This is a genomic window from Caulobacter sp. 05L422 (assembly GCF_056397765.1).
The window spans coordinates 32,146-54,384 of the sequence record NZ_JBFTOB010000019.1 but is presented as its reverse complement, the minus strand read 5'-3'; the positions used below and the strand labels follow the sequence as shown (position 1 = coordinate 54,384).

Below are 22,239 nucleotides of genomic sequence, written 5' to 3'. Positions count from 1 at the left end.
GGACGAAGAGGTGAGCTAGTTACTCTTCCTCTTCGACTCGTGCACCCGCGACGCCCAGGGATTTCAATTTCCTGTGCAGGGCCGAGCGCTCCATGCCGATGAAGTTGGCGGTGCGCGAGATGTTGCCGCCGAACCGCAGGATCTGGGCGTTCAGATACTCCCGCTCGAACAGTTCCCGCGCCTCGCGCAGCGGCAGGGCGATGATCCGCTCGGCCCCGATCGCCCCGGCGTTGCCGCCGGTCGGCTGCTCGTTGGTGTTGAGCATCTCGGCGGTGATCAGGTCGCCCGGCTCGCCCGAGGCCAGGATCAGCATCCGCTCGACGTTGTTGCGCAACTGGCGGACGTTGCCGGGCCAGGCCTGGACCTGCAGGGTCGCCAGGGCGTCCTCGCCCAGCCGCCGCCGCTGCATGCCGGTGGCCTCGCCGATCCGGTCGATGAAGTAGGTGATCAGCTCGGGGATGTCCTCGCGCCTCTCGGAAAGACCGGGCACGCGAACCGGCACCACGTTCAGGCGGTGGAACAGGTCCTCGCGGAACCGCCCGGCGGCGATCTCCTCGCGAAGTTCTCGCGAAGTCGACGAGATCACCCGCACGTCGACCTGGACGTCGTTGTCGCCGCCCACCCGGCGGAAGCGCTGCTCGACCAGGACCCGCAGGATGCGGCTCTGGGTCTCGCGCGGCATGTCTGCCACCTCGTCGAGATAGAGGGTGCCGCCGTGGGCGCGCTCGAACACCCCGATCTTGCGCGGACGGCCGTTCTCGCCCTCCTCGCCGAACAGTTCGACGTCCAGGCGCTCGGGGGCCATGCCCGCGGCGCTGACGGCCACGAACTCGTTGCGCAGCCGGGCGCTGGAGCCGTGGATCAGCCGGGCGACCAGCTCCTTGCCCGAGCCGGGCGGGCCCGAGACCAGCACCCGGCTGTTGGCCGGGGCGACCTTGGCGATCAGCTGGCGCAGGGCCTGGGCCGCCGCCGACTTGCCCATCAGGCCGTCGGAGCTGAAGCTCTGCACCCGCAGGCGACGGTTTTCGCGCTTGAGGTTGGCGGCTTCCAGGGCCCGTTCCACCACCAGCAGCAGGCGGTCGGACTTGAACGGCTTTTCCAGGAACTCGTAGGCCCCGCGCTTGATGGCGCTGACGGCGGTCTCGATGTTGCCGTGGCCCGAGATCATGATCACCGGCAGATCGGGGTCGAGGGCCTTGACCATGTCGAGCAGCTCCAGCCCGTCCATCCCCCCGCCCTGCATCCAGATGTCCAGCACCAGCAGCGCGGGCTTTCGGGCTCGCAGGGCGGCCAGCGCCTGGTCGGAATCGGCCGCGACCCGCACCGCGTAGCCTTCATCCTCGAGGATGCCGGCCACCAGTTCGCGGATATCGACCTCGTCGTCGACCACAAGCACGTCAGCGCTCATATCATCTCCTCTACGCCGTTCTGGGCGTTGGCGGCGGTCAGCCGCGCGGTCGTGGGGAACTTCAGGATGACCCGGGCGCCGGTTCCATTCAGCGCGTCGGTCAGGACCAGTTCGCCTTCATGGTCCTCCATGATCCGCTTGACGATCGCCAGCCCGAGGCCGGTGCCCTTCTCGCGGGTCGTGACATAGGGTTCGGTCAGCCGGTCCCGGTCGCGGGCCGGCAGGCCCACGCCGTTGTCCTCGACGACCAGGCACAGGTGCTCGTCGTCCGAGACTAGGCTGGCGACGATGCGGCCCGGCGGTTCGGGCGAGGCCAGGCGACGCGCGCCGACCGCCTCGCCGGCGTTCTTGAGGATGTTGGTCAGGGCCTGGCCGACCATCCGCGCGTCGCAGCTGACCCAGACCTCCTCGCCTGGATCCTCCAGGACCACCTCGGTCTCGGCGTCGACGAAACGTTGGGCGAAAACCGCCTGGCGCAGCATCTCGGTCAGGTCGGCAGGCGCGAAGCGCGGCGCGGGCATGCGGGCGAACGAGGAGAATTCGTCGACCATCCGGCCGATGTCGCCGACCTGGCGGATGATGGTCTCGGTGCAGCGGTCGAAGGTCTCCAGGTCGCTGGTGATGTCCTTGCGATACTTGCGGCGAATCCGCTCGGCCGACAGCTGGATCGGGGTCAGCGGGTTCTTGATCTCATGGGCGATGCGGCGGGCGACGTCCTTCCAGGCGGCGTTGCGCTGGGCGGCCACCAGGCGGGTGATGTCGTCGAAGGTCAGGACCAGGGTCCCGACCGCGTGACCGGCCCCGCGGAAGCGCAGCCGGCGGGTCTCGCCGCCGCGGATCACGTCGATCTCGACCTCGGCGTTCGGCTTGCCGCCGCTGATCTCCGAGATGACGGTCTCCAGCTCCGGAGCCACCTCGACCAGCGGCTGGCTCACGGCGTCGTCCGTCAGGGCCAGCAGGTCGCCGGCCCGGCGGTTGAGCGCGGTGATGCGGCCCTCGGAATCCAGCCCGACGACGCCGGCGCTGACGCCCGACAGCACGGTCTCGATGAACTGGCGGCGCGACTCCGCGTCGAGACTGGCCACCCGCAGGGCGGCCTGCTGGGCCTGCAGGTCGGTGGTCATCATGTTGAAGGCGATCGACAGGGCGCGGATCTCCTCGGGGCCGATCTCGACGTCGACCCGCGCGTCCAGGTCGCCGGCCGAGACCCGACCGGCCGCCTGCACCAGGCCCGAGACCGGGGCGGCGATCGAGTTGGCGGCGGCGATGCCGACCCAGACGGCCGCGACCAGCACCAGCAGCGCGGTCTCGATGTAGCTGAGGCCGAAGATCACCTGGATGCGGTTCTGGTTCTTGGCCGCCTCGCGATACGAGATCAGCGATTCCTCGGACTCGATCAGGTGGGCCAGGATGCCCTTGTCGATCGGCCGGGCGATGTAGAGGTAGGCGTCCGGGAAGGCCTTCAGGCGATAGAGCGCCCGGAACAGGTCTTCCTCGACGAAGCGCTGCGAGGTGATGTCGCCGTCGTCGGTCCGCTGGTAGCTGGACGGCGGCGGGGCCAGGAACGGCGGGGCGTCGTCGGACTCGGCGCGGGCCAGGATCCGGCCGTCGCGGTCCAGCACGTAGGCGGACGAGAAGCCGTTGTCGTCGGCCAGGCTCTTGAGGAAGTGCCCGAAGGCCACCGGCGAGTCGGCCAGGGTCGGCGCCGCCTGGTTCAGGGTGCCGGCCATCGGCCCGACGTGCTGGCTGATATACTGGGTCTGCTCGCTGACATAGGACCGGGCGACGGTGGCCGAGTTCTCGACCACGGTGCGCACGCGCTCGCTGAACCAGGCGTCGACCCCGCGATTGACCAGCACCCCGAAGAACAGGGCGACGATCACGGCCGGGGCCACGGCGGCCACCGAGAACAGGCCCACGAAGCGCAGGTGCAGCCGCGCGCCGGCGTCGCTGGCCCGCGCGTCGACCAGGTCCAGCAGCCGCCAGCCGACGATGCCGGCCACGCAGAGAATCAGGGCGAGGTTAAAACCGAGGACGACGAGGATGACCGTGGTGGCCGGTCCGATCGGCCCGGTGGCCGGCGGCGACGACGCCAGGAACACCGCCGTGGCGGTCAGGGCGATCGCCACGCCGTAGGCCCCGCCCAACGTGAAGCGGGACCGCAACAGCTCGCGCCACCAGGCCCGGCTGAACCGGGTCGGGGGTCCTTCAAGCTCCAGCACGGACGGAACGGACGCCATTGACCAAGTCTAAGGGGCCCTGTGCCCTAAACTCAACAGGTATGTGCCAATTAAGCGTCAGCGGTGGCGTTACAATGCATTCATCCGCACGAAACACCCTCCGTCCCGCCCAAAATCAGGACGGAGAGTCTCTCCGGTGAGATTTTACCGTCGGCCGCGCGTCATCTCGACGCCCAGGTCCTGGATCTTCTTGCGCAAGGTGTTGCGGTTGAGTCCCAGGATTTCGGCGGCCCGCACCTGATTGCCGCGGGTGGCCGACAGGGTCAGCTGGATCAGCGGCCGCTCCACCTCCTGCAGCACCCGGTCGTAGAGGCCGGCGGCCGGCACGCCGTCGGGCTGGTCGGCGAAGTGCGACGACAGGTGGCGCTCGACCAGGCTGGCCAGGGTGACCGGACCCTCGTCGGCATGGGCGGCCGGCGCGTGGTCCTGCAGCTCGCGATCGACGATGCGGGCGGTGATCAGTTCCTCGGCGTAGAGGGCGCACATCCGCCGGATCAGGTTCTCCAGCTCGCGCACGTTGCCCGGCCAGGCGTGGCTCTTCATGCGGTCCAGGGCGCTCTGGTCGATGGTCTTGGACGGCAGGCCTTCGCGGGCGGCGCGCAGCAGGAACGTGCGGGCCAGGTCCGGGATGTCCTCGGTGCGGTCGCGCAGCGGCGGCAGGCGCACGGGCGCGACGTTGAGGCGGAAGAACAGGTCCTCGCGGAACAGGCCCTGTTGGATCAGGCCGCGCAGGTCGCGGTTGGTGGCGGCGATGATGCGGACATTGGGACGGCGGCCGGTCTTGGGGTTGAGCACCGGCTCGGTGCCGTCGATCACCCGCAGCAGGCGTGTCTGGGCGTCCAGCGGCATGTCGCCGATCTCGTCCAGGAACAGGGTGCCGCCGTCGGCCTCGATCAGGCGGCCCATGTCGCCCTCCCCGCGCCCGAACAGCTCGGTCTCGACCCGCTCGCGCGGCACGGCGGCCAGGTTGATGACCACGAACTTGCCGTCGCGGCGGCGGCCCAGCTCGTGCAGGGCGCGGGCCACCAGCTCCTTGCCGGTGCCGCTCTCGCCGAGGATCAGCACCGTCAGGTCGGCGCCGACCAGGCGGGCGATGGTGCGGTAGACCTCCTGCATCGGGGCCGAGCGGCCGATCAGCGGCAGGCGCTCGTCGCGCATGGCGCGGGCCTGGGCCTTGGAGGCCTCGGCGTCGGCCGGTCGCGACAGGGCCCGGCGGGCGGCGGCGGTGACGTCGTCGAGGTCGAAGGGCTTGGAGACGTATTCGAACGCGCCCGCGTCGGCGGCGTTGACCGCCGTCAGCAGGGTGTTCTGGGCGCTCATCACGATGATCGGCAGCTTGGGCCGTTCCTTGCGGATGCGCGGCAGCACGTCGAACACGTTCTCGTCGGGCATCATCACGTCGGTGACGATCAGATCGCCCTCGCCGTCCATCACCCACTTCAGCAGCGTGGTGGCGTTGCCCGTCGCCCGGACCTGATAGCCCAGCCGGGTGAAGGCCTGGCTGAGCACCAGGCGCACCGAGCTGTCGTCGTCGGCGATCAGGATCTTCTTGCTGGCGGCGTTCATGCGTGGGCGTCTCCAGTGGAGGTGGCAAGCTTTCCGGTCGCCATCGGCAGCAGCACGCGGAACACGGTGCGGCCGGGCTCGGATTCGAAGTCGATCAGGCCGCCGTGGCTGGTCACCAGCTTGGTGACCAGGGCCAGGCCCAGGCCCGTGCCGTTGGCCTTGGTGGTGACGAACGGCTGGAACAGGTGATCGCGCAGGCTCTGGGGCACGCCGGGACCGTTGTCCTGCACGCGGATCTCGATCGGCGCGCCGGCAGTGGCCTTGCCATCCGCGCCCCGCACCCGAACGCCGGGACGCCAAGCGGTGTGGATCGACAGGATGCCTTGGCCGTCGCCGCGCATGTGGGCAGCCTCGGCGGCGTTCTTGACCAGGTTCAGGAACACCTGGATCAGGTGGTCCTCGTCGCCCCAGACGTCGGGCAGCGACGGGTCGTAGTGCTCCTGCAGCGCCAGGCCGTCGGCGACGCCGTTGACGACCAGGGCGCGGACGCGGTCCAGCACCTGGTGGATGTTGACCGCCTCGCGCGGACCCGGGACCTCGTCGGAGAAGGCCTCCATGCGGTCGACCAGGCGGCGGATGCGGTCGGTCTCGTCGACGATCAGTTGGGCCAGCGGCTGGTCGGCGGCGCTGGCGCCGGTCTTCAGCAGCTGAGCCGCGCCGCGGATGCCCGCCAGCGGGTTCTTGATCTCGTGGGCCAGCATGCGGCCCAGGCCGACCACCGAGCGCAGGCCGGCGGCGTCCGAAGCCCGTTCGACGCCCAGCACGCCCTTGACGTGAAGGGTCAGCAGCACCGAACCATCGCCCAGGGGCGCGGCGGCGCCGTCGGCCTCGAACGGCGGCTGGCCGAACAGATTGACCTCGACCCCGTGCTCGCGGACCAGCGCGCCTTCGAACAGGGCGCGGTCCATCATCGAGACCAGCACCGAGCCCGGCGGCAGGGCGGCGCGGAAGCGGCCGCGGGCCAGCAGCGACAGGCCCTGGCCGAACAGGGCCTCGGCGGCTTCGTTGACCGCCACCAAAGCGCCTTCGCGGTCGACGACCAGGGCGGGTTCGGGGCTCAGGTCGAAGGCCGCGACCTTCAGGCTGTCGGAGATCTTGGTCGGGGAGATGCGGGCGTGATCGGTCATGCGGCCAGCCTCCGGTCGTCCAGCCACAGGGCGGCCAGGCCGTCCTCGATCGCGGCGGGGTCTTCCAGGCGGCACAGGACGCCGCGGGCGATCCGCCGCGCCTCCTCGCTGTCGGGCCACGGCGCGGCGTCGATGTACGAGGCTAGGTGCTTGCGGAACATCTTCAGCCCCAGGTTCTGGCCGTAGAAGTCCAGGCTGCGACGGAAATGGGTGACCGCGATGGCCAGGCGCTCCTGGGCGTCCGGCTCGCGGAAGCCCTCGCCGCGCAGCGCCGCCTCGATGGCCTGGGCGATCCACGGGCGGCCGTAGACGCCTCGGCCGATCATCACGCCGTCGGCGCCCGATTGGTCCAAGGCCTGGCGAGCGGTGTCGCCGTCGACGATGTCGCCGTTGACCAGCACCGGAACGCCGACCGCCTGCTTGACGGCGGCGACGGCCTCCCAGTCGGCCTCGCCCTTGTAAAACTGGCAGCGCGTGCGGCCATGGACGGTGAGCGCCTGGGCGCCGGCGTCGACGGCCCGGCGGGCGATGTCGGCGGCGTTGCGGCTGTCGTCGTCCCAGCCCAGGCGCATCTTGACGGTGACCGGAACGTCCACGGCCTTGACGGCGGCGGCCACCAGGGCCTCGGCCAAATCCGGCTCGCGCATCAGGGCCGAGCCCGAGGCCACGCCGCCCGTGACCATCTTGGAGGGGCAGCCGAAGTTCAGGTCGACGATCTGTGCCCCGGCCTCGGCGGCCATCCGCGCGCCCTGGGCCATGAAGCCGGGATCGCGGCCGACCAGCTGGACGACCATCAGCGGCAGGCCGTCGCCGACCGCCGCGCGGCGTACGGCGTCGGGGCGTCCCCGCGCGAACTCGGCGCAGGCCACCATCTCGGTCGCCACATAGGCCGCGCCGAGGCGGGTGGCGGTTTCCCTGAAAGGCAGATCGGAGACGCCGGTCATGGGTGCGATCCACACACGCCCGGGCACTTCGACCTTGCCGACTGCGAGACTGTTGCTCATTTTATATGCATCCCCACCGCACTGTTTTTAGGCAATTTGTGCGGCGCAGTAAAGGCTCTTCTCTAGACAAGTTACCTCGGGCGGCTAAACAGCCGGGATGACCTTCTCCGCCGTCATCGTCGCCGCCGGTTCCGGTACCAGGGCTGGCCCAGGCCAGGCCAAGCAATGGCGTGTCCTGGCCGGGAAAACCGTGCTGCGCTGGTCGGTGGAAGCCTTGCTGGGCGGCGGCGCGCAAAAGCTTGTGATCGTGGCCGATCCTGACGCCCGCCCGATCCTGGAAACGGCCCTGCACGGACTTTCCGGCTGGACCACGGCCCCCGGCGGCGCGACTCGCGCCCTCTCCGTCCAGGCCGGTCTGGCGGCTCTCGCCGACCGGCCGGCCGACGAGCCGGTGCTGATCCACGACGCCGCGCGGCCCTTCCTCGGCGCCGCAACAATCGAAGCTGTGCTGAAAGCCCTCGACGACGCCGATGGCGCGATTCCAGCCTTGCCGGTCGCCGATACGCTGAAAAGTGGAGCGGTCGACGCGGCCGTTGTCACGAAACCGCGTAACGATCTGTGGCGCGCTCAGACCCCCCAGGCTTTCCGCCGCGACCGCCTGCTGGCGGCCTACGCCGAATGGACGGGTCCGGACGAACCGACCGACGACGGCCAGGTGGTCGAACGCCACGGCGGCCGGGTGGTGGTCACGCCCGGCGACCCGATGTTGATGAAACTGACCTATCCGGAGGACTTCGCCATGGCTGAGAAGCTGGGGGCCGAACAGCTCGCGGGCCGCGCGCGCATCACCCGCATGGGCCAGGGCTTCGACGCCCACCGCTGGGGACCCGGTGAATCGGTCTGGCTGTGCGGCGTCGAGATCGCCCACGACGAGACCCTGATCGGCCATTCCGACGCCGACGCCGGCCTGCACGCCCTGACCGACGCCATCCTGGGCGCGATCGGCGAAGGCGATATCGGCGACCACTTCCCGCCCACCGATCCGCAATGGAAGGGCGCGGCCTCGGACAAGTTCCTGATCCATGCCGTGGATCTAGTCCGTCAACGCGGCGGAACCTTGGTCAATGTCGACGTGACCCTGATCTGCGAGCGGCCCAAGATCAAACCGCACCGCGCGGCGATGCGCGAACGCCTGGCCCAGATCCTGGACCTTCCGCTCGACCGGGTCAGCGTCAAGGCGACCACCACCGAGGGCATGGGCTTCACCGGCCGTGGCGAAGGCCTGGCGGCCCAGGCCATCGCCGTGGTCGAGACGCCGGCCTGAGGGGCTCGGGACGAAGATGGGGACACACACTCACCCCATCCACATTGCCATTTGCCCGCAGACCGTGATGTGAGTGTGTGTCCCCGCCTCGAGGCGCAGGAGTCTCCGATGTTCCCGCTCGAAATCCAGACCCTGGCCCGCCTGCTGATTGACGAAGCGCGCGGGAAGTCCCTTCGGCTGGCCACGGCCGAGAGCTGCACCGGTGGACTGGTGGCGGGCGCGATCTGCAACATCTCCGGGGCGTCGGACGTCTTCGAGCGCGGCTTCGTCACCTACACCAATCGGGCCAAGTCCGAGATGCTGGGCGTGCCCGGCGACCTGATCGCCGACCACGGGGCGGTGTCCGAGGTGGTGGCGCGCTGGATGGCCGAGGGCGCGCTGGAGGCCAGCAACGCCCATGTCGCCGTGTCGATCACCGGCGTGGCGGGACCCGGCGGCGGCTCGCCCCTGAAGCCGGTCGGCACCGTGCATTTCGCGGTGGCCCGCGCCAACCGTTCGGTCGTCCATCGCCACGAACTGTTCGACGGCGAGACGCGCGAAGGGGTGCAGTTGGCCGCTGTCCGCACGGCGCTGGAGATGCTGCGCGAGGCGGTGACCTAGATGCCGGAAGCCGCGCCCAGCGACTGGMGCCGGTTCGTCGGCCTGGAGCTGTCCCGCGCGGCCCTGGCCAAGGCCGCCGGCCGCAAGACCGAACTGCGCCACGCCATCCGGGTGTCGTCGGCCGTCGTGGCCGCCTACGCCCTGGCGACCCTGCTGCGCCTGCCCCAGGGCTATTGGGCGGTGTTCACCGCCGTGATCGTCGTCCAGTCCAGCCTCGGCGCCACGATCACCGCCTCGATCGAGCGGCTGATGGGCACGGTGGTCGGCGCCGCCGTCGGGGCCGGCGCCGCCATACTGCACGCCCGCTGGCCCGAGGCCGGCGGACCGATCCTGGCGGTCACCGCCGCCCTGCTGGCCTTCCTGGCAGCCGTCCGCCCGGCCTTCAAGGTGGCCCCGGTCACCGCCGTGATCATGTTGATCGGCACGACCACCCACATGGATCCGGTGGTCGCCGCCTTCCTGCGAACGGCCGAGATCACGGTCGGCAGCGTGGTCGGCATCGCCGCCACCCTGCTGATCTTCCCCGCCCGGGCCCACGCCACGGTGGTCGACAACGCCGACAAGGTGGCCGGACTGCTGGCCGAGCTGCTGGAGCACTACGCCCTGAAGCTGAAGGGCGGCGCGACCGAGCTGGAGGCCCGCGCGCACTACGACGACACGCTGAAGGCGCTGTCCAAGCTGCAGACCGCCATGACCGAGGCCGATCGCGAGAGCGCCAGCCGGCTGAGCGACCATTCGGTGACCGAGGCCCTGCCCCGCACGCTCTGGCGGCTGCGCAACGACAGCGTGATGATCGGCCGGGCCCTGCGCGAGACCTTCCCCTCGCCCGGCCTGGCCCTGCCCTCGGCGGCCATGCTGAACGCCAGCGCGAGCTTCCTGCGGGCCTGTTCGGCCCTGCTGTCGGGCGGTCCACGCCCCGACCGCGTCGCCTTCGCCGAGGCGCATCAGGCCTTCCAGTCCGCCGTCGAGACCCTGCGGGCCGGCGGCGGCACCCGGGCTCTGGCTTTCGACGACGCGGCGCGCGTCTTCGGCCTGGTGTTCGCCATCGAGAACCTGTTCGGCAACCTCGGCGACTTCGAGGAGCGGGTCGAGGAAACCGTCGGCAAGCGGTCCTAGCGGTCTTGCCGGAGCTCGGGGTAGGCTGCAGCCCATGTCCAACCTAGCTCTCACCGTCTTCCAAGGTCGCGCGGGCGATCGCAATCCGCGCGGCGTCGCCGGCGCCCTGGCCGTGGGCGCGGCCCTTGAAGCCCGCCTGGGCGTGGCCCTTGAGCGCGTGGGCGTTCGGTCTCCGCCGCTGGCGACCGGATGGTCGGAGGAATTGGAAGCGGCCCGTCCCGGACTGGAGGCGCTGGCCGCCCGTCTGGACGCCGTGCTGGCCGATGGCAAGGTTTCGCTGCTGGCCCAGGGACGCTGCGCCGCCTCGATCGCCGCCCTGCCCGTCGTGCTGCGCCATCATCCGGACGCCCTGATCGTCTGGTTCGACGCCCATGGCGACTGCAACCAGCCCGCCCATTCCACCACCGGCTATCTGGGCGGCATGGTGCTGACCGCCGCCGCCGGCGTCTGGGATACGGGTCTGGGCCAAGGGCTGGACCTGGCCGACGTCGTGTTGGTCGGAGCCCGGGACCTGGATCCGTGCGAGGCCGCGCTGATCGCCGCCGGCGGACCGCGCCTGGTCGCGGCCGGCCCTGGGATCGCGCAACGCCTGGCCGCCGCGATCGGCGACCGGCCGGTCTATGTGCATCTCGACTGCGACGTCCTGAATCCCGGTCTCGTGCCGACGGAATACAGCGTCGAAGACGGGTTGAGCTTCGCCGACCTGTGCGAGGTCTGCATCGTCCTGGCCCGAAACCGTGTGATCGGGCTCGAAATCGCCGAGTTCGAAGACGTCTTCGCCGAAACGGGCGCGTCCGGCGACGTCGATGCGCTGCTGGATGCGTTGGCGCCGCTGCTGCGGCGGCTGGCGGCCTAGCCGGCTAGATACGGCTTGTAGCTCTTTTCCTCGACGATCTCCGAGCCGACCAGGGTGTTGATCTGGCGCTTCACGGCGGCGCGGCGGTCGTTGTCGATATAGACGCGGCGGGCCAGGGCCACGAAGTCCGGGCCGAAGTCCTGGCGGCGCTCGCAGTCGCGCTTGCCGTCCTCGATGTCCCAAAGGGCGGCGTTGATCTCGGTCAGCTGGGCGACCAGGTCCTCCAGCGCCGCCGACTGCGGAAGCTCGCGCGCGGCGGTTTCCTCCAGCAGGGCCAGTTCGGTCCGGACGTTGGCCTCCTTGGCCGGGTCGCCGATCCGCATCGCCTTGACGCGCAGGATGGTGATCTTGTCGATCAGTTCGCCGGCCGAGACGGGTGCGAGAATGGGCATCAGGGGACTCCGGCGATCAGGCGTTGCAGGGCCTCGTCCACCACGTCGAGCGGCAGGGCGGCCATGTCCTGTCCGTAGTCCTCCGCGACCAGCAGCTCAAGATGCTGGGCCGCGGGGCGAAACTTGACGGCCTTGCGATGGTTCTTCTGCAGCGACAGCAGCGGCGCGCCGCCGGCCGCCAGCATGTGGCCCGGCCCGGCGTCGTTGGCGACCGCGGCGGTCAGCCGGCCGGCCAGGGCGATGGCCAGCATCGGCCCTTTCACGCCGGTGAAGCCGTCCGTGCGGTCCTTCTCCGGAAACAGGGCTTGCGGAACCGCTTCGCGGGCGGCCTGGGCGTCGGCCGCCTCGTCGGGGCCGAAGAAGAACACCGCCTTGCGGCCCGAAGCCTCGATGCGGCGGGCCAGCTCCAGATAGCGCTCCAGCGGCCAGCGCTTGTCCTGGCCGCCGGCGCCGGGGGCCAGGCCGACATAGACCGGCCCGCCGTAGTGGGCGGTCGGCAGCAGCGCGCGGGCGGCGTTGGCGGCGTCGGGGTTCGCCAGCGCCAGGGGGCGCGGCGCGCCGGCCCCGTCGGTCGCCAGGTCCAGCAGCCTGGCCAGGCGTTCGACCACGGCCACGGGCCATCCGGGCTTGCGGGCCTGGGCGGCGGCCGAGACGAAGTTCTGTTTGGCCGCGCGGCGAGCCACCAGGCTGCGGCGCAGGTTCTCCTGGGTGTCGATCACCAGGTCGAAGGTCCGGCCGCCGAACGGCTTGACCCACGGCAGGACGTCCAGGGCTGCGTCGCCCGTCGGACCGTCGGTCAGGATCTCGTCGATATAGCCGGCCACCACGGCCTTCAGCGGTCCGGCATAGACCGTCTCGCCCTTGGCCGCGCACCAGGTGATCCGGGCGTCTGGAAAGGCGGCGCGCAGGCCGGCGATGAACGGCAGCTTGATCAGGCCGTCGCCGATCACCTCGCCCATGGAATAGATCAGGATCGTCTGGACCATGGCCCCGGCTTAGGCCGCCGTCCGCGTTCGGGTCAACGCGGAAGCATGAGAGTGATTGCTCACTTGCATCGCCCTGAGGTCGTGTTACGCTACAGCCCATGAACGCAAAGCCCAAGATCGAACGCGCCGCCCTCGAGGTCTTCGTCGACAAGGGCGTCGACGCGGCCACCACCAAGCTGATCGCCGCCAAGGCCGGAGTGTCGGAAGGCGCGATCTACCGTCACTGGAAGAGCAAGGACGAGCTGGCCGTGGGCCTGTTCATGGCCACCCATCGACGCCTTTCGGACCTGATCACCGTCAACGCCGACATGGCGACCGGCATCCAGGCCAAGGCCGCCGCCGTGGTCCGCGCCTACTGCACCGTGGCCGACGAGGACTGGCTGCTGTTCGCCTTCCATCTGCTGCAGCTGCACCATTTCCTGCCCTACTACCAGGAGGACGGCCGTGATCCGGTGAGCGTGGTCGAGAGCCTGGTCAAGCGGGCGATGATGGACACCGAGCTGCCGCCGGGCGACCCGCGCGTGGTGGCCGCCATGGCCATCGGGGTGATCACCCAGACCGCCCAGAACAAGGCCTATGGCCGCCTGGGCGACGACGACCTTTCGGCCCACGCGCCGCTGATGACGGCGGCCGTCCAGGCCGTGCTTTCCGCCCGCTAAGCCCCTCGCCCACCCCAAGACGCCTTTAGGGACACCGAACCATGCGCAGCGCGCTGTTCAACGCCTACTACTGGGTTCTGTCGATCTTCTACGGCCTGTCGGCCGCCCTCTCCGCCCTGCTCCCGGGGCGCAAGCCCATCGCCTTCGCCCTGCGGCTCTACAGCCAGCGGATGATCTGGGCGCTGCGCGTCTTCGCCGGCGTCAGGATCGAGCTGAAGGGCCGGGAGAACCTTCCCAAGGGCGCCTTCATCATCGCCGCCAAGCACCACAGCTGGGGCGACGGCTTCGTGATGTTCGCCAATGTCGAGAACCTGTCGTTCGTGACCGGCGACCATCTGGAGAAGTTCCCGCTGGTCGGCCAGATCCTCAAGAAGTTCGGGGCCATCGTGGTCGACAGCTGCGGCGGGCCCGAGGCTCGCAGAGCCCTGTCGGCCAGCGCCGCCCAGGTCGCCGCCGAGGGCCGCCGCATCCTGATCTATCCGGAGGGACATCTGGCCGCCCCGGGCGAGCGGTTCCGCTATCGCACGGGCGTCTACCACATGAGCCGCGACTTCGACCTGCCGGTCGTGCCGGTGGCCACGAACCTGGGCTGCTTCTGGAAGCAGACCGACAAGAAGAAGACCGCCGGCCAGGCCACGGTCGAATTCCTGCCGCCCCTGCCCAAGGGCCTGTCGAAGGCCGAGTTCATGGCCCGGATGGAAGACGTCATCGAGACCCGCACCAACCAGCTGATCGCCCAGGCGCGCGGCGAGCCGGTGAAGCCGTCGGTGCTGGTCGAGTGGAACGGGCGGAAGAACGTGACGGCGCCCCCCAGCGAGGCCGCGGCCTAGTATGCTGGGGCTGATCCTCTTCGAAGGGCTCGCGATCACCGGCGCGGCCTTTCTGGCGGGGCGCGGCGAGATGCAGCGGAGACATTTCCTCGGCTTCCTGGCCCTGGCCCTGCCGGCGCTGGCGTGTGGAGTCTGGGCCGAGATCTTCAGCGTCGAGCCCGGCGCCCATCCGAACCGTCCCGGCTGGATGGTCGATCTCATGTCGATCCTGGCCCTCATCAGCATAGCGGCCGTGCCGGCTTCGGCGATGGCGGCGAAGGGCTTCCGTGTCGAGGCGACCCTGTTCGCCACGATCCAGGTTCCGACGTGCCTGTTTCTGGCTTTCCTGGGATCGATGCAGATCACTGGTGCGTGGATCTGACACGACCTCGGACGGCGAGTTTCAACGCCCTTGTCATTCTCCTTTTGCACAATCATCGTGCCTGATCATGTTCAGGTTGTGGGGCGTTTCCATGAGCTCGACGGAAGGCGCGACCGACGTTCGATCGGCGCGACCACGCAAGTCGACGAGCGTCAGGCGCGTCCTGGCCCTGGTGGTCGGGGCGATCTGGCTGGTGCTGACCGTTCCGGCGCTGGGTCTGGCGGCGATGTCGGTGATGGCGTCGGACGGCGGCGTGAACGCGGCCATCTACACCTTCGTCTTCGCCTGTTTCGCCCTGCCCCTGACCACCCTGCTGGCGGCGGTCGGCGGTTTCGTCAGCGGCGTGACAGGGCGGATGCGGTTCGTCGCGATCGGCTCTGCCCTGCCCTTCGTGGCGCTGGCGGTGGCGTTCGGGGCGATCGCCTTTGGCGCGGGCGCGGCCCCGGCGACTTGAGCCTCTAGAACTCGATCGGACACTCGGCCGGAACCGGGACGAACGTCCCGTCCTCCCGGCGCTGGTCGAAATGCTTGGCGGCGCAGCCGGTCGAGCACAGGATGCCCTGGTCCGACCAGTACAACGGAGCGTGGTCCTCGTGGCGGAAGGCCGGCGCGCCCCAGGCCAGGCCGCATTCCACGCAGGCGGGCGTCTTGGTCAGCATCAGTCCAGAGCCTCCGGCGCGGGCTGGATCGTCACGCTCTCGCCGCAGCCGCAGGCGTCGGTTTCGTTCGGATTGTTGAACACGAACTTCGACGACAGCTTGGTGGTCTCGTAGTCGATCGTGGTGCCGATCAGGAACAGCACGGCCTTGGGATCGATCAGGATGGTCACGCCCTGTTCCTCGACGACCTCGTCGATCGGCCCCTTCTCGGCCGCGTATTCGAAGATGTATTCCGAACCCGCGCAGCCGCCGTTCTTCACGCCCACGCGCAGCCCGGCATAGGGCTTGTCGGCCCGATCCATGATCTCCTTCACCCGCGCGGCGGCGGCCGGCGTCAGGGTGACGACCTTGGGACGTGGGCGACGAACGCGAGGGGTGACGGCGGCTTCCATGGGATTCGAACCGATCAGAACATGTTCAGTTGCAGCTTGGCCTCGTCGCTCATCCGCGAGGGATCCCACGGCGGCTCGAACACCAGGTCGACGTGGCACGACTTGATGCCTTCCAGCTCCATGACCGCGTCGCGGACCCAGCCCGGCATTTCCCCGGCCACCGGGCAGCCCGGCGCGGTCAGGGTCATGTCGATGGCCACGTCCTTGTCGTCGCTGACGTCGACCTTGTAGATCAGGCCCAGCTCGTAGATGTCGACCGGGATTTCCGGGTCGAACACCGTCTTCAGCTTCTCGATCAGCTGATCGGTCAGCTTGTCGAGTTCGGCCTGGGGGATCTTTGAGACAGCTTGGTCGGTCATGTCGCTCAACTGAAGAAACTGCGGGCCTTGGCCAGCGCGCTCACGAACGCGTCGGCCTCGTCCAGGGTGTTATATAGGGCGAAGGAAGCGCGAGCGCTCGACGTGACGCCGAACCTTTTCATCAAGGGCTCGGCGCAGTGGGTGCCGGCGCGGACGGCCACGCCGTAGCGATCCAGCACCTGGGCCACGTCATGGGCGTGGGCGCCCTCGACCACGAAGCTCAGCACCGCGCCCTTGCCTGGGGCAGTGCCCAGGATCCGCACGCCGTTGACGCCGTCCAACTGGTCGACGACCCGCTGGTAGAGGGCGTGCTCGTGGGTCAGGGCCGCGTCGCGGTCGATGGTGTTGAGCCATTCGATGGCCGCGCCCAGGCCGACGGCTTCCAGGATCGCCGGGGTGCCGGCCTCGAACCGGTGCGGCGGGTCGGCGTAGGTGATGGTCTCCATCGAGACCGAGCCGATCATCTCGCCGCCGCCTTGGTATGGCGGCAGTGAGGCCAGGCGCTCGGCCTTGCCGTACAGCACGCCGATGCCCGTGGGGCCGTAGAGCTTGTGGCCGCTGAAGACGTAGAAATCGACGTCCAGGGCCTTCACGTCGACCTTGCTGTGGACGATGGCCTGGCAGCCGTCCAGCAGCACCGGCGCGCCGGCCGCGTGGGCCAGGCGGACGATTTCGGCGGCGTCGTTGATGGTGCCCAGTACGTTCGACATGTGGCTCATGGCCACCATCTTGGTGCGCTCGCTCAGCAGGCCCTTGTAGGCCTCCATGTCCAGCCGGCCATCGTCGGTGACGGGCACGAACTTCAGCACCACGCCGTAGCGTTCGCGCAGGAAGTGCCACGGCACGATGTTGGCGTGGTGCTCCATCTGCGAGATGACGATCTCGTCGCCGGCCTTCAGCGAACGGCCGAAGGTGTCGGCCACCAGGTTGACCGCCTCGGTCGCGCTCTTGGTCCAGACGATTTCCGACGACTCGGCGTTGATGAACTTCGCGACGGTTTCCCGCGCGTTTTCATAGGCTTGTGTCGTCTCATTCGCGAGCGTGTGCAGGCCGCGATGGACGTTGGCGTAGCTGGTGCGGGCCAGGCCGGTCATGGCGTCCAGCACCGCTTCGGGCTTCTGGGCGCTGGCGGCGCTGTCCAGATAGACCAGCGGTTTGCCGTGCACCTGGCGGGCCAGGATCGGGAACTGGGCGCGGATCGCCTCGACGTCGAAGGGAGCGCCAAAGGGGGTGTCCAGGGCCATTACTCCGTCCTCCCCAGTCTGGCCGCGACCCAGGCGACGGCGATCTCGCGCGCGCCTTCGTGTTCGATGCGCTCGACCACCTCGCCCAGGAAGGCCTGGGTCAGCATGGCCCGGGCCTCGGCTTCGGGAATGCCGCGCTGGCGGGCGTAGAAGATCTGCTCGTCGTCCAGGGCGCCGATCGTGTTGCCGTGGGCGCAGGAGACGTCGTCGGCGAAGATCAGCAGCTCGGGCTTGGCGTCGACCTCGGCCTTGTCCGACAGGATCAGGGCGTGGTGGCCCATGCGGGCGTCGGTCTGGTCGGCGCCGGGCTGCACGACGATCCGGCCTTGGAACACGCCGCGCGCCTGGTCGTCGACGACGCCCTTGGTCAGCTGGCTGGTGATCCCGTCGACGCCGCCGTGGGTGACGACCGTGGTCTGGTCGGCGTGGCGCTGGTTCTCGAGGATGTAGACGCCGTCCAGCCGCACATTGGCGTGGGCGCCGGGGTGGTTGATCCGGGTCTCGATCCGCTGGCGGCGGGCGCCGGTGGTCAGGACCGTCTGGTTGAAGACCGCGCCCGGAGCCAGGCCGACCTCGGCGGTGACCACATCGATGGCCTCGGCATGGTCGTCGACCAGCACGATGCGTTCGACGCGGGCGCCCTCGCCCACCGCGATGTCCAGGGTGACGTCCGAGAAATAGCCGCCCGTCCGGCCCTCGTGGCTTTCCAGCAGCACCAGGGTGGTGTCTGGCTCGACGACGATGGCGTAGGCGGCGGCGTGGGCCGCGCCTTCGCTGACCGAGACGAAGCGCAGGGCCACCACCTCGCCCGCGCCGGTCGCGGCGGCGTGGCGCTGGCGGCCGTTGACGAACAGGATCTCGTCGGCGGCCAGGCCGTCGAACGGACCCTTGGCGACGTCGCCGTCCACCGCCGGCGAGGCCGGCGGCACGGCGCGGATCAGGCCGCGCAGGTCGGTCCAGCGCCAGTCCTCGTCGCGGCGCGACGGCAGCTGGGTCAGGTCGCCGGTCTTGAGGGCGGAGGCCAGGCTCATGCAGCCGCGCTCACATACTTGTCGTAGCCTTCGGCCTCGAGCTGCAGGGCCAGCTCCGGGCCGCCCGAGGCGACGATGCGGCCGGCGGCCAGCACGTGGACGCGATCGGGTTTGATGTAGTCCAGCAGGCGCTGGTAGTGGGTGATGACCAGCATGCCGCGATCGGGCGCGCGCAGGGCGTTGACGCCTTCCGACACGATCTTCAGCGCGTCGATGTCCAGGCCCGAGTCCGTCTCGTCCAGGATCAGGAACTTGGGCGACAGCATCGCCATCTGCAGGATTTCCATCCGCTTCTTCTCGCCGCCCGAGAAGCCGACGTTCAGGCCGCGCTTGAGCATGTCGAAGTCGATCTTCAGCGCCGCGGCCTTTTCCTTGGCCAGCTTCAGGAAAGCCGGGGCGGCGATCTCGTCCTCGCCGCGCGCCCGGCGCTGGGCGTTCAGAGCGGTGCGGATGAAGGTCAGGGCCGGAACGCCCGGGATCTCCAGCGGATACTGGAACGACAGGAACACGCCCTTGGCGGCCCGCTCGTTGGGCTCCAGGGCCAGCAGGTCCTCGCCGTTCAGCGTGGCGGAACCTTCGGTGACCTCGTAGCCGCCCCGGCCGCTCAGCACGTACGACAGCGTCGACTTGCCCGCCCCGTTCGGCCCCATGATGGCGTGCACCTGACCGGCCGGCACGTCGAGCGTGACGCCCTTGAGGATCGGCTTGTCGCCGACATTGGCGTGGAGGTTTTGGATATTAAGCATTGAAGGCCGTGATCTTTTCGAGCGTCTGGATAGCGAACGTGGTCGGCTTGCCGGTCAGCGCCGGGGCTTCCCATTCATGTTCGGGACTGTAGGCGGCGAGCTTGAGCAGCGTGGTCAGCAACTCCCGCTCGGCGGCGGCGTCGGCATTGCCGCCCGACAGCAGTTTGGCGCTGCGGTCGATCAGCGGCGCTTCGTCGCCATAGGGATTGATCCAAGTTCCGTGCGCCGCCTGGAAGGCCAGCTGACGCGCGTACTTGTATTCCTTGTCGTTCAGGCCGAAGCGGACGGGCGTCATCCCACGCTGCCTTCCAGCGAGATCGCCACCAGCTTCTGGGCCTCGACGGCGAATTCCATGGGCAGCTGCTGCAGCACGTCCTTGACGAAGCCGTTGACCAGCAGGGCCACCGCCTCTTCCTGCGAAAGCCCGCGCTGCTGGCAGTAGAACAGCTGGTCGTCCGACAGGCGGGTGGTCGTGGCCTCGTGCTCGAACACCGAATGGCCGTTGCGGGCCTCGATATAGGGCACGGTGTGGGCCGCGCAGGTCTTGCCGATCAGCAGGCTGTCGCACTGGGTGAAGTTGCGCGCGCCCTTGGCTTTCGGGTGGGCCGAGACAAGGCCGCGATAGGTGCTGGTCGACTTGCCGGCGCTGATGCCCTTGGCGACGATCCGCGAGCGGGTGTTGGCGCCCAGGTGGATCATCTTGGTGCCGGTGTCGGCCTGCTGATGGCCGTTGGTCACCGCGATCGAGTAGAACTCGCCCGACGAGCCCTCGCCGCGCAGCACGCACGACGGATACTTCCAGGTGATGGCCGAGCCGGTCTCGACCTGGGTCCACGACACCTTGGAGCGGTCGCCGCGGCAGTCGGCGCGCTTGGTGACGAAGTTGTAGATGCCGCCCTTGCCGGTTTCCGGATCGCCCGGATACCAGTTCTGGACGGTGGAATACTTGATCTCGGCGTCGTCCAGCAGCACCAGCTCGACCACGGCGGCGTGCAGCTGGTTCTCGTCGCGCATCGGGGCGGTGCAGCCCTCGAGGTACGAGCAGTAGGCGCCCTTGTCGGCGATGATCAGGGTGCGCTCGAACTGACCGCTGTCCTTGGCGTTGATGCGGAAATAGGTCGACAGCTCCATCGGGCAGCGTACGCCCGGCGGGATGTAGACGAACGAGCCGTCGCTGAAGACCGCGCTGTTGAGGCAGGCGAAATAGTTGTCTGACGTCGGCACGACCGAGCCCAGGTACTGCTTGACCAGTTCCGGGTGCTCGCGGATCGCCTCGCTCATCGAGCAGAAGATCACCCCGACCGCCGCCAACTCCTTCTTGAAGGTGGTGACGACGCTGACGCTGTCGAACACCGCGTCCACCGCGTAGCGCGGCGCGCCGACCACGCCGGCCAGCACTTCCTGCTCCTTCAACGGGATGCCCAGCTTGGCGTAGACGGCCAGGATATCGGGATCCACCTCGTCGAGGCTGGCGATCCCGGCCTTCTGGGTCGGGGCGGCGTAGTAGTAGCTGTCCTGGTAGTCGATCTTGGGGAAGTCGACCTTGGCCCAGGTCGGCTCTTCCAGCTCAAGCCAGCGGCGATAGGCGTCCAGGCGCCAGTCCAGCATCCACTGGGGCTCGTCCTTCTTGGCCGAGATGAAGCGCACGATGTCCTCGGAGAGGCCCTTGGGGGCGAACTCCTGCTCGATATCGGTCGTGAAGCCGTGCTCGTACTTCTCGAGCGACGCGACGGTATCAATGGTCTCTTTGACCGCGGCCACTACGCCACCTCCCGGCGCCGGGCGCCGATACGCGAATAGGCGGCGAGCCAGGCGTCGCCGCAGGAAATCCAGTCTTGCTCGGTCGAGGCCCAACCGCCGCTGACGCGCAGGGCGAACGGGGCCAGGTCGGACCGGCCCATGGCTTCCACCACGCGGCTGGCCTTGACCTTGCCCGACGAGCAGGCGCTGCCGGCGCTGACCATCACCCCCGCCAGGTCCAGGTTCATCACCTGGATCTGCGAGGCGAAGCCTTCGGCCGCCAAACACAGGGTTTGCGGAAGGCGTTGCGCGCCCTCCCCGAGCACGACAGCGCCAGCGGCCTTGAGCCGTTCGGCCAAGGCGTCGCGCCATGTGCCTTGATTGGCCATCGAGGGCAAGTCGCCCAAGCCCTCCAAGTTCTTCCGGGCCGCTTCGGCCGCCGCGCCGAAGCCGGCGATGCCCGCCACGTTCTCGGTGCCGGCCCGGCGGCCGCGCTCCTGGCCGCCGCCGTGCTGCTGGCGAACGATCGTGGCGCGCGTGCCGGCCACCAGGGCGCCGACGCCCTGCGGTCCGCCCAGCTTGTGGGCCGACAGCGCCATCGTGTCGGCGCCCAGGGCGGTGAAGTCGATGGCGATCTTGCCGGCCGCCTGAACGGCGTCGACGTGCAGCCAGCCGTCGGCGGCGCGGACCAGGGCCGAGGCCTCGGCGACGGGCTGGATCACGCCGGTCTCGTTGTTGGCCAGCATCAGGCAGACCAGGGCGCGGCCGTCTTCGCCGAGGGCTTCTTCCAGCCAGTCCAGGCGCGCGACGCCGTCGGCGTCGATCGGCATCTTCAGGACCTGCAGGCCCGAGGCCGCGGCGGTCTCGAGCACGGCGTCGTGCTCGCCCTCGCTGACGATGATGCGGTTGAAGCCGGCGAAGGCGGCGCTGCCGATGGCCAGGGCGTTGGCCTCGGTGCCGCCGCTGACGAAGGTGACCGAGCCCGGCACGACCCCGACCAGGGCCGCGACCTGGGCGCGGGCGGTCTCGACCAGGTCGCGGGCGGCCCGGCCGCTGGCGTGCACCGACGAAGGATTGCCCGCGGTCTCGAAGGCGCGCAGCACCGCGTCCCGCGCCTCGGGGCGGATCGGGGCGGTGGCGTTGTAGTCGAGATAGATCGTGGGCTTGCTCACGCCGCCGCCATCTCCTTGTTGGCTCTGTCCTTGAGCTTGCCGTCCAGCACGTCGGCCACCGACACGCTGGCTAGGTAGCCGTGGATCTGGCGGCCCATCTCTTCCCAGAGATCGTGGGTCAGGCATTGGGCGCCGCCGGCCATGCAGCCCTTGGGCGCGCCCTTGCCGACACCGGTCTTGGAGAGACCGCAGCGCGTGGCGCGCAACGGCTCGTCCACGGCCAGGACGATGTCGGCGATGGCGGTGTCGCGGGCCTCGCGGGCCAGGCGATAGCCGCCGCCGGGCCCCCGGGCGCTGACCACCAGGCCCTTGCGGCGCAGGCGGGCGAAAAGCTGTTCCAGATAGGAAAGCGAGATCTGCTGGCGGGCGGCGATCTCGGCCAGGGCGACGGCCCGGCCCTCGGCCTGATCCTGGCGACGGGCCAGATCGGTCATGGCCATCACCGCGTAGCGTCCCTTGGTGCTCAGGCGCATGCGCCTTATCTCCT

At 69.4% G+C, this 22,239-nt stretch carries 25 protein-coding genes; 8 read left to right on the top strand and 17 right to left on the bottom strand.

The genetic code is table 11. The annotated features are described in order from the left end of the window. Nucleotides 1-19: 19 nt before the first annotated feature. From ntrX to dusB, 5 genes are all read right to left on the bottom strand, one after another. Nucleotides 20-1,408: a nitrogen assimilation response regulator NtrX gene (gene ntrX, locus AC1DMQ_RS17995; RefSeq protein WP_477034927.1), complete on the bottom strand. Its 1,389-nt coding sequence runs from the start codon at nucleotides 1,406-1,408 to the stop codon at nucleotides 20-22. Continuing rightward, nucleotides 1,405-3,648, bottom strand: a complete 2,244-nt coding sequence (locus tag AC1DMQ_RS17990) for a sensor histidine kinase NtrY-like (protein ID WP_477034926.1) — start codon at nucleotides 3,646-3,648, stop codon at nucleotides 1,405-1,407. The genes ntrX and AC1DMQ_RS17990 overlap by 4 nt, the downstream gene beginning before the upstream one ends. Nucleotides 3,649-3,792: 144 nt before the next feature. After that, nucleotides 3,793-5,214, bottom strand: a complete 1,422-nt coding sequence (locus AC1DMQ_RS17985; protein ID WP_477034925.1) for a sigma 54-interacting transcriptional regulator — start codon at nucleotides 5,212-5,214, stop codon at nucleotides 3,793-3,795. Beyond that, on the bottom strand, nucleotides 5,211-6,341 hold the full coding sequence (locus AC1DMQ_RS17980) for a two-component system sensor histidine kinase NtrB (protein WP_477034924.1): 1,131 nt from the start codon (nucleotides 6,339-6,341) through the stop codon (nucleotides 5,211-5,213). The genes AC1DMQ_RS17985 and AC1DMQ_RS17980 overlap by 4 nt, the downstream gene beginning before the upstream one ends. Continuing rightward, entirely contained in the window at nucleotides 6,338-7,345 is a 1,008-nt protein-coding gene (gene dusB, locus AC1DMQ_RS17975; RefSeq protein ID WP_477034923.1) for a tRNA dihydrouridine synthase DusB, read from the bottom strand. Before dusB ends, AC1DMQ_RS17980 begins: the two co-directional genes overlap by 4 nt. Nucleotides 7,346-7,442: 97 nt before the next feature. Between dusB and AC1DMQ_RS17970 the strand changes: the two genes are divergently transcribed. The 4 genes from AC1DMQ_RS17970 (at nucleotide 7,443) to AC1DMQ_RS17955 (ending at nucleotide 11,181) form a co-directional block, all read left to right on the top strand. Beyond that, nucleotides 7,443-8,609, top strand: a complete 1,167-nt coding sequence (locus tag AC1DMQ_RS17970; RefSeq protein ID WP_477034922.1) for a bifunctional 2-C-methyl-D-erythritol 4-phosphate cytidylyltransferase/2-C-methyl-D-erythritol 2,4-cyclodiphosphate synthase — start codon at nucleotides 7,443-7,445, stop codon at nucleotides 8,607-8,609. Between the two features lie 108 nt (nucleotides 8,610-8,717). Further along, a complete protein-coding gene (locus AC1DMQ_RS17965; RefSeq protein ID WP_477034921.1) occupies nucleotides 8,718-9,209 on the top strand; it encodes a CinA family protein in 492 nt (163 codons plus the stop codon). Then, on the top strand, nucleotides 9,210-10,325 hold the full coding sequence (locus tag AC1DMQ_RS17960) for an FUSC family protein (RefSeq protein WP_477034920.1): 1,116 nt from the start codon (nucleotides 9,210-9,212) through the stop codon (nucleotides 10,323-10,325). Nucleotides 10,326-10,359: 34 nt separating this feature from the next. Beyond that, nucleotides 10,360-11,181 (top strand): arginase family protein, encoded by an 822-nt coding sequence (locus AC1DMQ_RS17955; RefSeq protein ID WP_477034919.1) that lies wholly within the window; start codon nucleotides 10,360-10,362, stop codon nucleotides 11,179-11,181. Here AC1DMQ_RS17955 and AC1DMQ_RS17950 read toward each other — a convergent pair. Then, complete coding sequence (locus AC1DMQ_RS17950; RefSeq protein ID WP_477034918.1) at nucleotides 11,178-11,573, bottom strand: DUF6165 family protein; 396 nt, start codon at nucleotides 11,571-11,573, stop codon at nucleotides 11,178-11,180. The two genes, AC1DMQ_RS17955 and AC1DMQ_RS17950, sit on opposite strands and share 4 nt — an antisense overlap. Then, complete coding sequence (locus AC1DMQ_RS17945; RefSeq protein WP_477034917.1) at nucleotides 11,573-12,559, bottom strand: glycosyltransferase family 9 protein; 987 nt, start codon at nucleotides 12,557-12,559, stop codon at nucleotides 11,573-11,575. The genes AC1DMQ_RS17950 and AC1DMQ_RS17945 overlap by 1 nt, the downstream gene beginning before the upstream one ends. A 98-nt stretch (nucleotides 12,560-12,657) precedes the next feature. On the opposite strand from AC1DMQ_RS17945, the gene AC1DMQ_RS17940 reads away from it, so the two are divergent. From AC1DMQ_RS17940 to AC1DMQ_RS17925, 4 genes are all read left to right on the top strand, one after another. Further along, the gene (locus tag AC1DMQ_RS17940; RefSeq protein WP_477034916.1) at nucleotides 12,658-13,218 is read left to right on the top strand and encodes a TetR/AcrR family transcriptional regulator; all 561 of its coding nucleotides are present in this window, start codon (nucleotides 12,658-12,660) and stop codon (nucleotides 13,216-13,218) included. Between the two features lie 41 nt (nucleotides 13,219-13,259). Then, nucleotides 13,260-14,048 carry a lysophospholipid acyltransferase family protein gene (locus AC1DMQ_RS17935; RefSeq protein WP_477034915.1) on the top strand — a complete coding sequence of 263 codons (789 nt, stop codon included), beginning with the start codon at nucleotides 13,260-13,262 and terminating at the stop codon, nucleotides 14,046-14,048. 1 nt (nucleotide 14,049) lies between these two features. Next, the gene (locus tag AC1DMQ_RS17930) at nucleotides 14,050-14,409 is read left to right on the top strand and encodes a hypothetical protein (protein ID WP_477034914.1); all 360 of its coding nucleotides are present in this window, start codon (nucleotides 14,050-14,052) and stop codon (nucleotides 14,407-14,409) included. A gap of 91 nt (nucleotides 14,410-14,500) precedes the next feature. Then, nucleotides 14,501-14,863 (top strand): hypothetical protein, encoded by a 363-nt coding sequence (locus AC1DMQ_RS17925; RefSeq protein ID WP_477034913.1) that lies wholly within the window; start codon nucleotides 14,501-14,503, stop codon nucleotides 14,861-14,863. A 4-nt stretch (nucleotides 14,864-14,867) separates the two neighbouring features. Here AC1DMQ_RS17925 and AC1DMQ_RS17920 read toward each other — a convergent pair whose 3' ends face one another. From AC1DMQ_RS17920 to AC1DMQ_RS17875, 10 genes are read right to left on the bottom strand one after another with little or no spacing between them, the layout of a single operon-like run. After that, a complete protein-coding gene (locus AC1DMQ_RS17920; protein WP_477034912.1) occupies nucleotides 14,868-15,068 on the bottom strand; it encodes a hypothetical protein in 201 nt (66 codons plus the stop codon). Further along, nucleotides 15,068-15,460, bottom strand: coding sequence for a HesB/IscA family protein (locus tag AC1DMQ_RS17915; protein ID WP_477034911.1), 393 nt, complete (start codon nucleotides 15,458-15,460; stop codon nucleotides 15,068-15,070). Before AC1DMQ_RS17915 ends, AC1DMQ_RS17920 begins: the two co-directional genes overlap by 1 nt. Before the next feature lie 14 nt (nucleotides 15,461-15,474). Continuing rightward, the gene (locus AC1DMQ_RS17910) at nucleotides 15,475-15,819 is read right to left on the bottom strand and encodes an SUF system Fe-S cluster assembly protein (RefSeq protein WP_477034910.1); all 345 of its coding nucleotides are present in this window, start codon (nucleotides 15,817-15,819) and stop codon (nucleotides 15,475-15,477) included. A gap of 5 nt (nucleotides 15,820-15,824) precedes the next feature. After that, nucleotides 15,825-17,063, bottom strand: coding sequence for an aminotransferase class V-fold PLP-dependent enzyme (locus AC1DMQ_RS17905; protein WP_477034909.1), 1,239 nt, complete (start codon nucleotides 17,061-17,063; stop codon nucleotides 15,825-15,827). Then, the gene (sufD, locus tag AC1DMQ_RS17900; RefSeq protein ID WP_477034908.1) at nucleotides 17,063-18,094 is read right to left on the bottom strand and encodes a Fe-S cluster assembly protein SufD; all 1,032 of its coding nucleotides are present in this window, start codon (nucleotides 18,092-18,094) and stop codon (nucleotides 17,063-17,065) included. Before sufD ends, AC1DMQ_RS17905 begins: the two co-directional genes overlap by 1 nt. Continuing rightward, a complete protein-coding gene (gene sufC, locus AC1DMQ_RS17895; RefSeq protein WP_477034907.1) occupies nucleotides 18,091-18,840 on the bottom strand; it encodes a Fe-S cluster assembly ATPase SufC in 750 nt (249 codons plus the stop codon). The genes sufD and sufC overlap by 4 nt, the downstream gene beginning before the upstream one ends. Further along, complete coding sequence (locus AC1DMQ_RS17890) at nucleotides 18,833-19,135, bottom strand: hypothetical protein (RefSeq protein WP_422183876.1); 303 nt, start codon at nucleotides 19,133-19,135, stop codon at nucleotides 18,833-18,835. The genes sufC and AC1DMQ_RS17890 overlap by 8 nt, the downstream gene beginning before the upstream one ends. Next, complete coding sequence (sufB, locus tag AC1DMQ_RS17885; protein WP_477034906.1) at nucleotides 19,132-20,601, bottom strand: Fe-S cluster assembly protein SufB; 1,470 nt, start codon at nucleotides 20,599-20,601, stop codon at nucleotides 19,132-19,134. Before sufB ends, AC1DMQ_RS17890 begins: the two co-directional genes overlap by 4 nt. After that, nucleotides 20,601-21,752, bottom strand: a complete 1,152-nt coding sequence (locus AC1DMQ_RS17880; RefSeq protein WP_477034905.1) for a cysteine desulfurase family protein — start codon at nucleotides 21,750-21,752, stop codon at nucleotides 20,601-20,603. Before AC1DMQ_RS17880 ends, sufB begins: the two co-directional genes overlap by 1 nt. Beyond that, nucleotides 21,749-22,225: an Rrf2 family transcriptional regulator gene (locus tag AC1DMQ_RS17875; RefSeq protein WP_477034904.1), complete on the bottom strand. Its 477-nt coding sequence runs from the start codon at nucleotides 22,223-22,225 to the stop codon at nucleotides 21,749-21,751. Before AC1DMQ_RS17875 ends, AC1DMQ_RS17880 begins: the two co-directional genes overlap by 4 nt. Nucleotides 22,226-22,239: the final 14 nt, after the last annotated feature.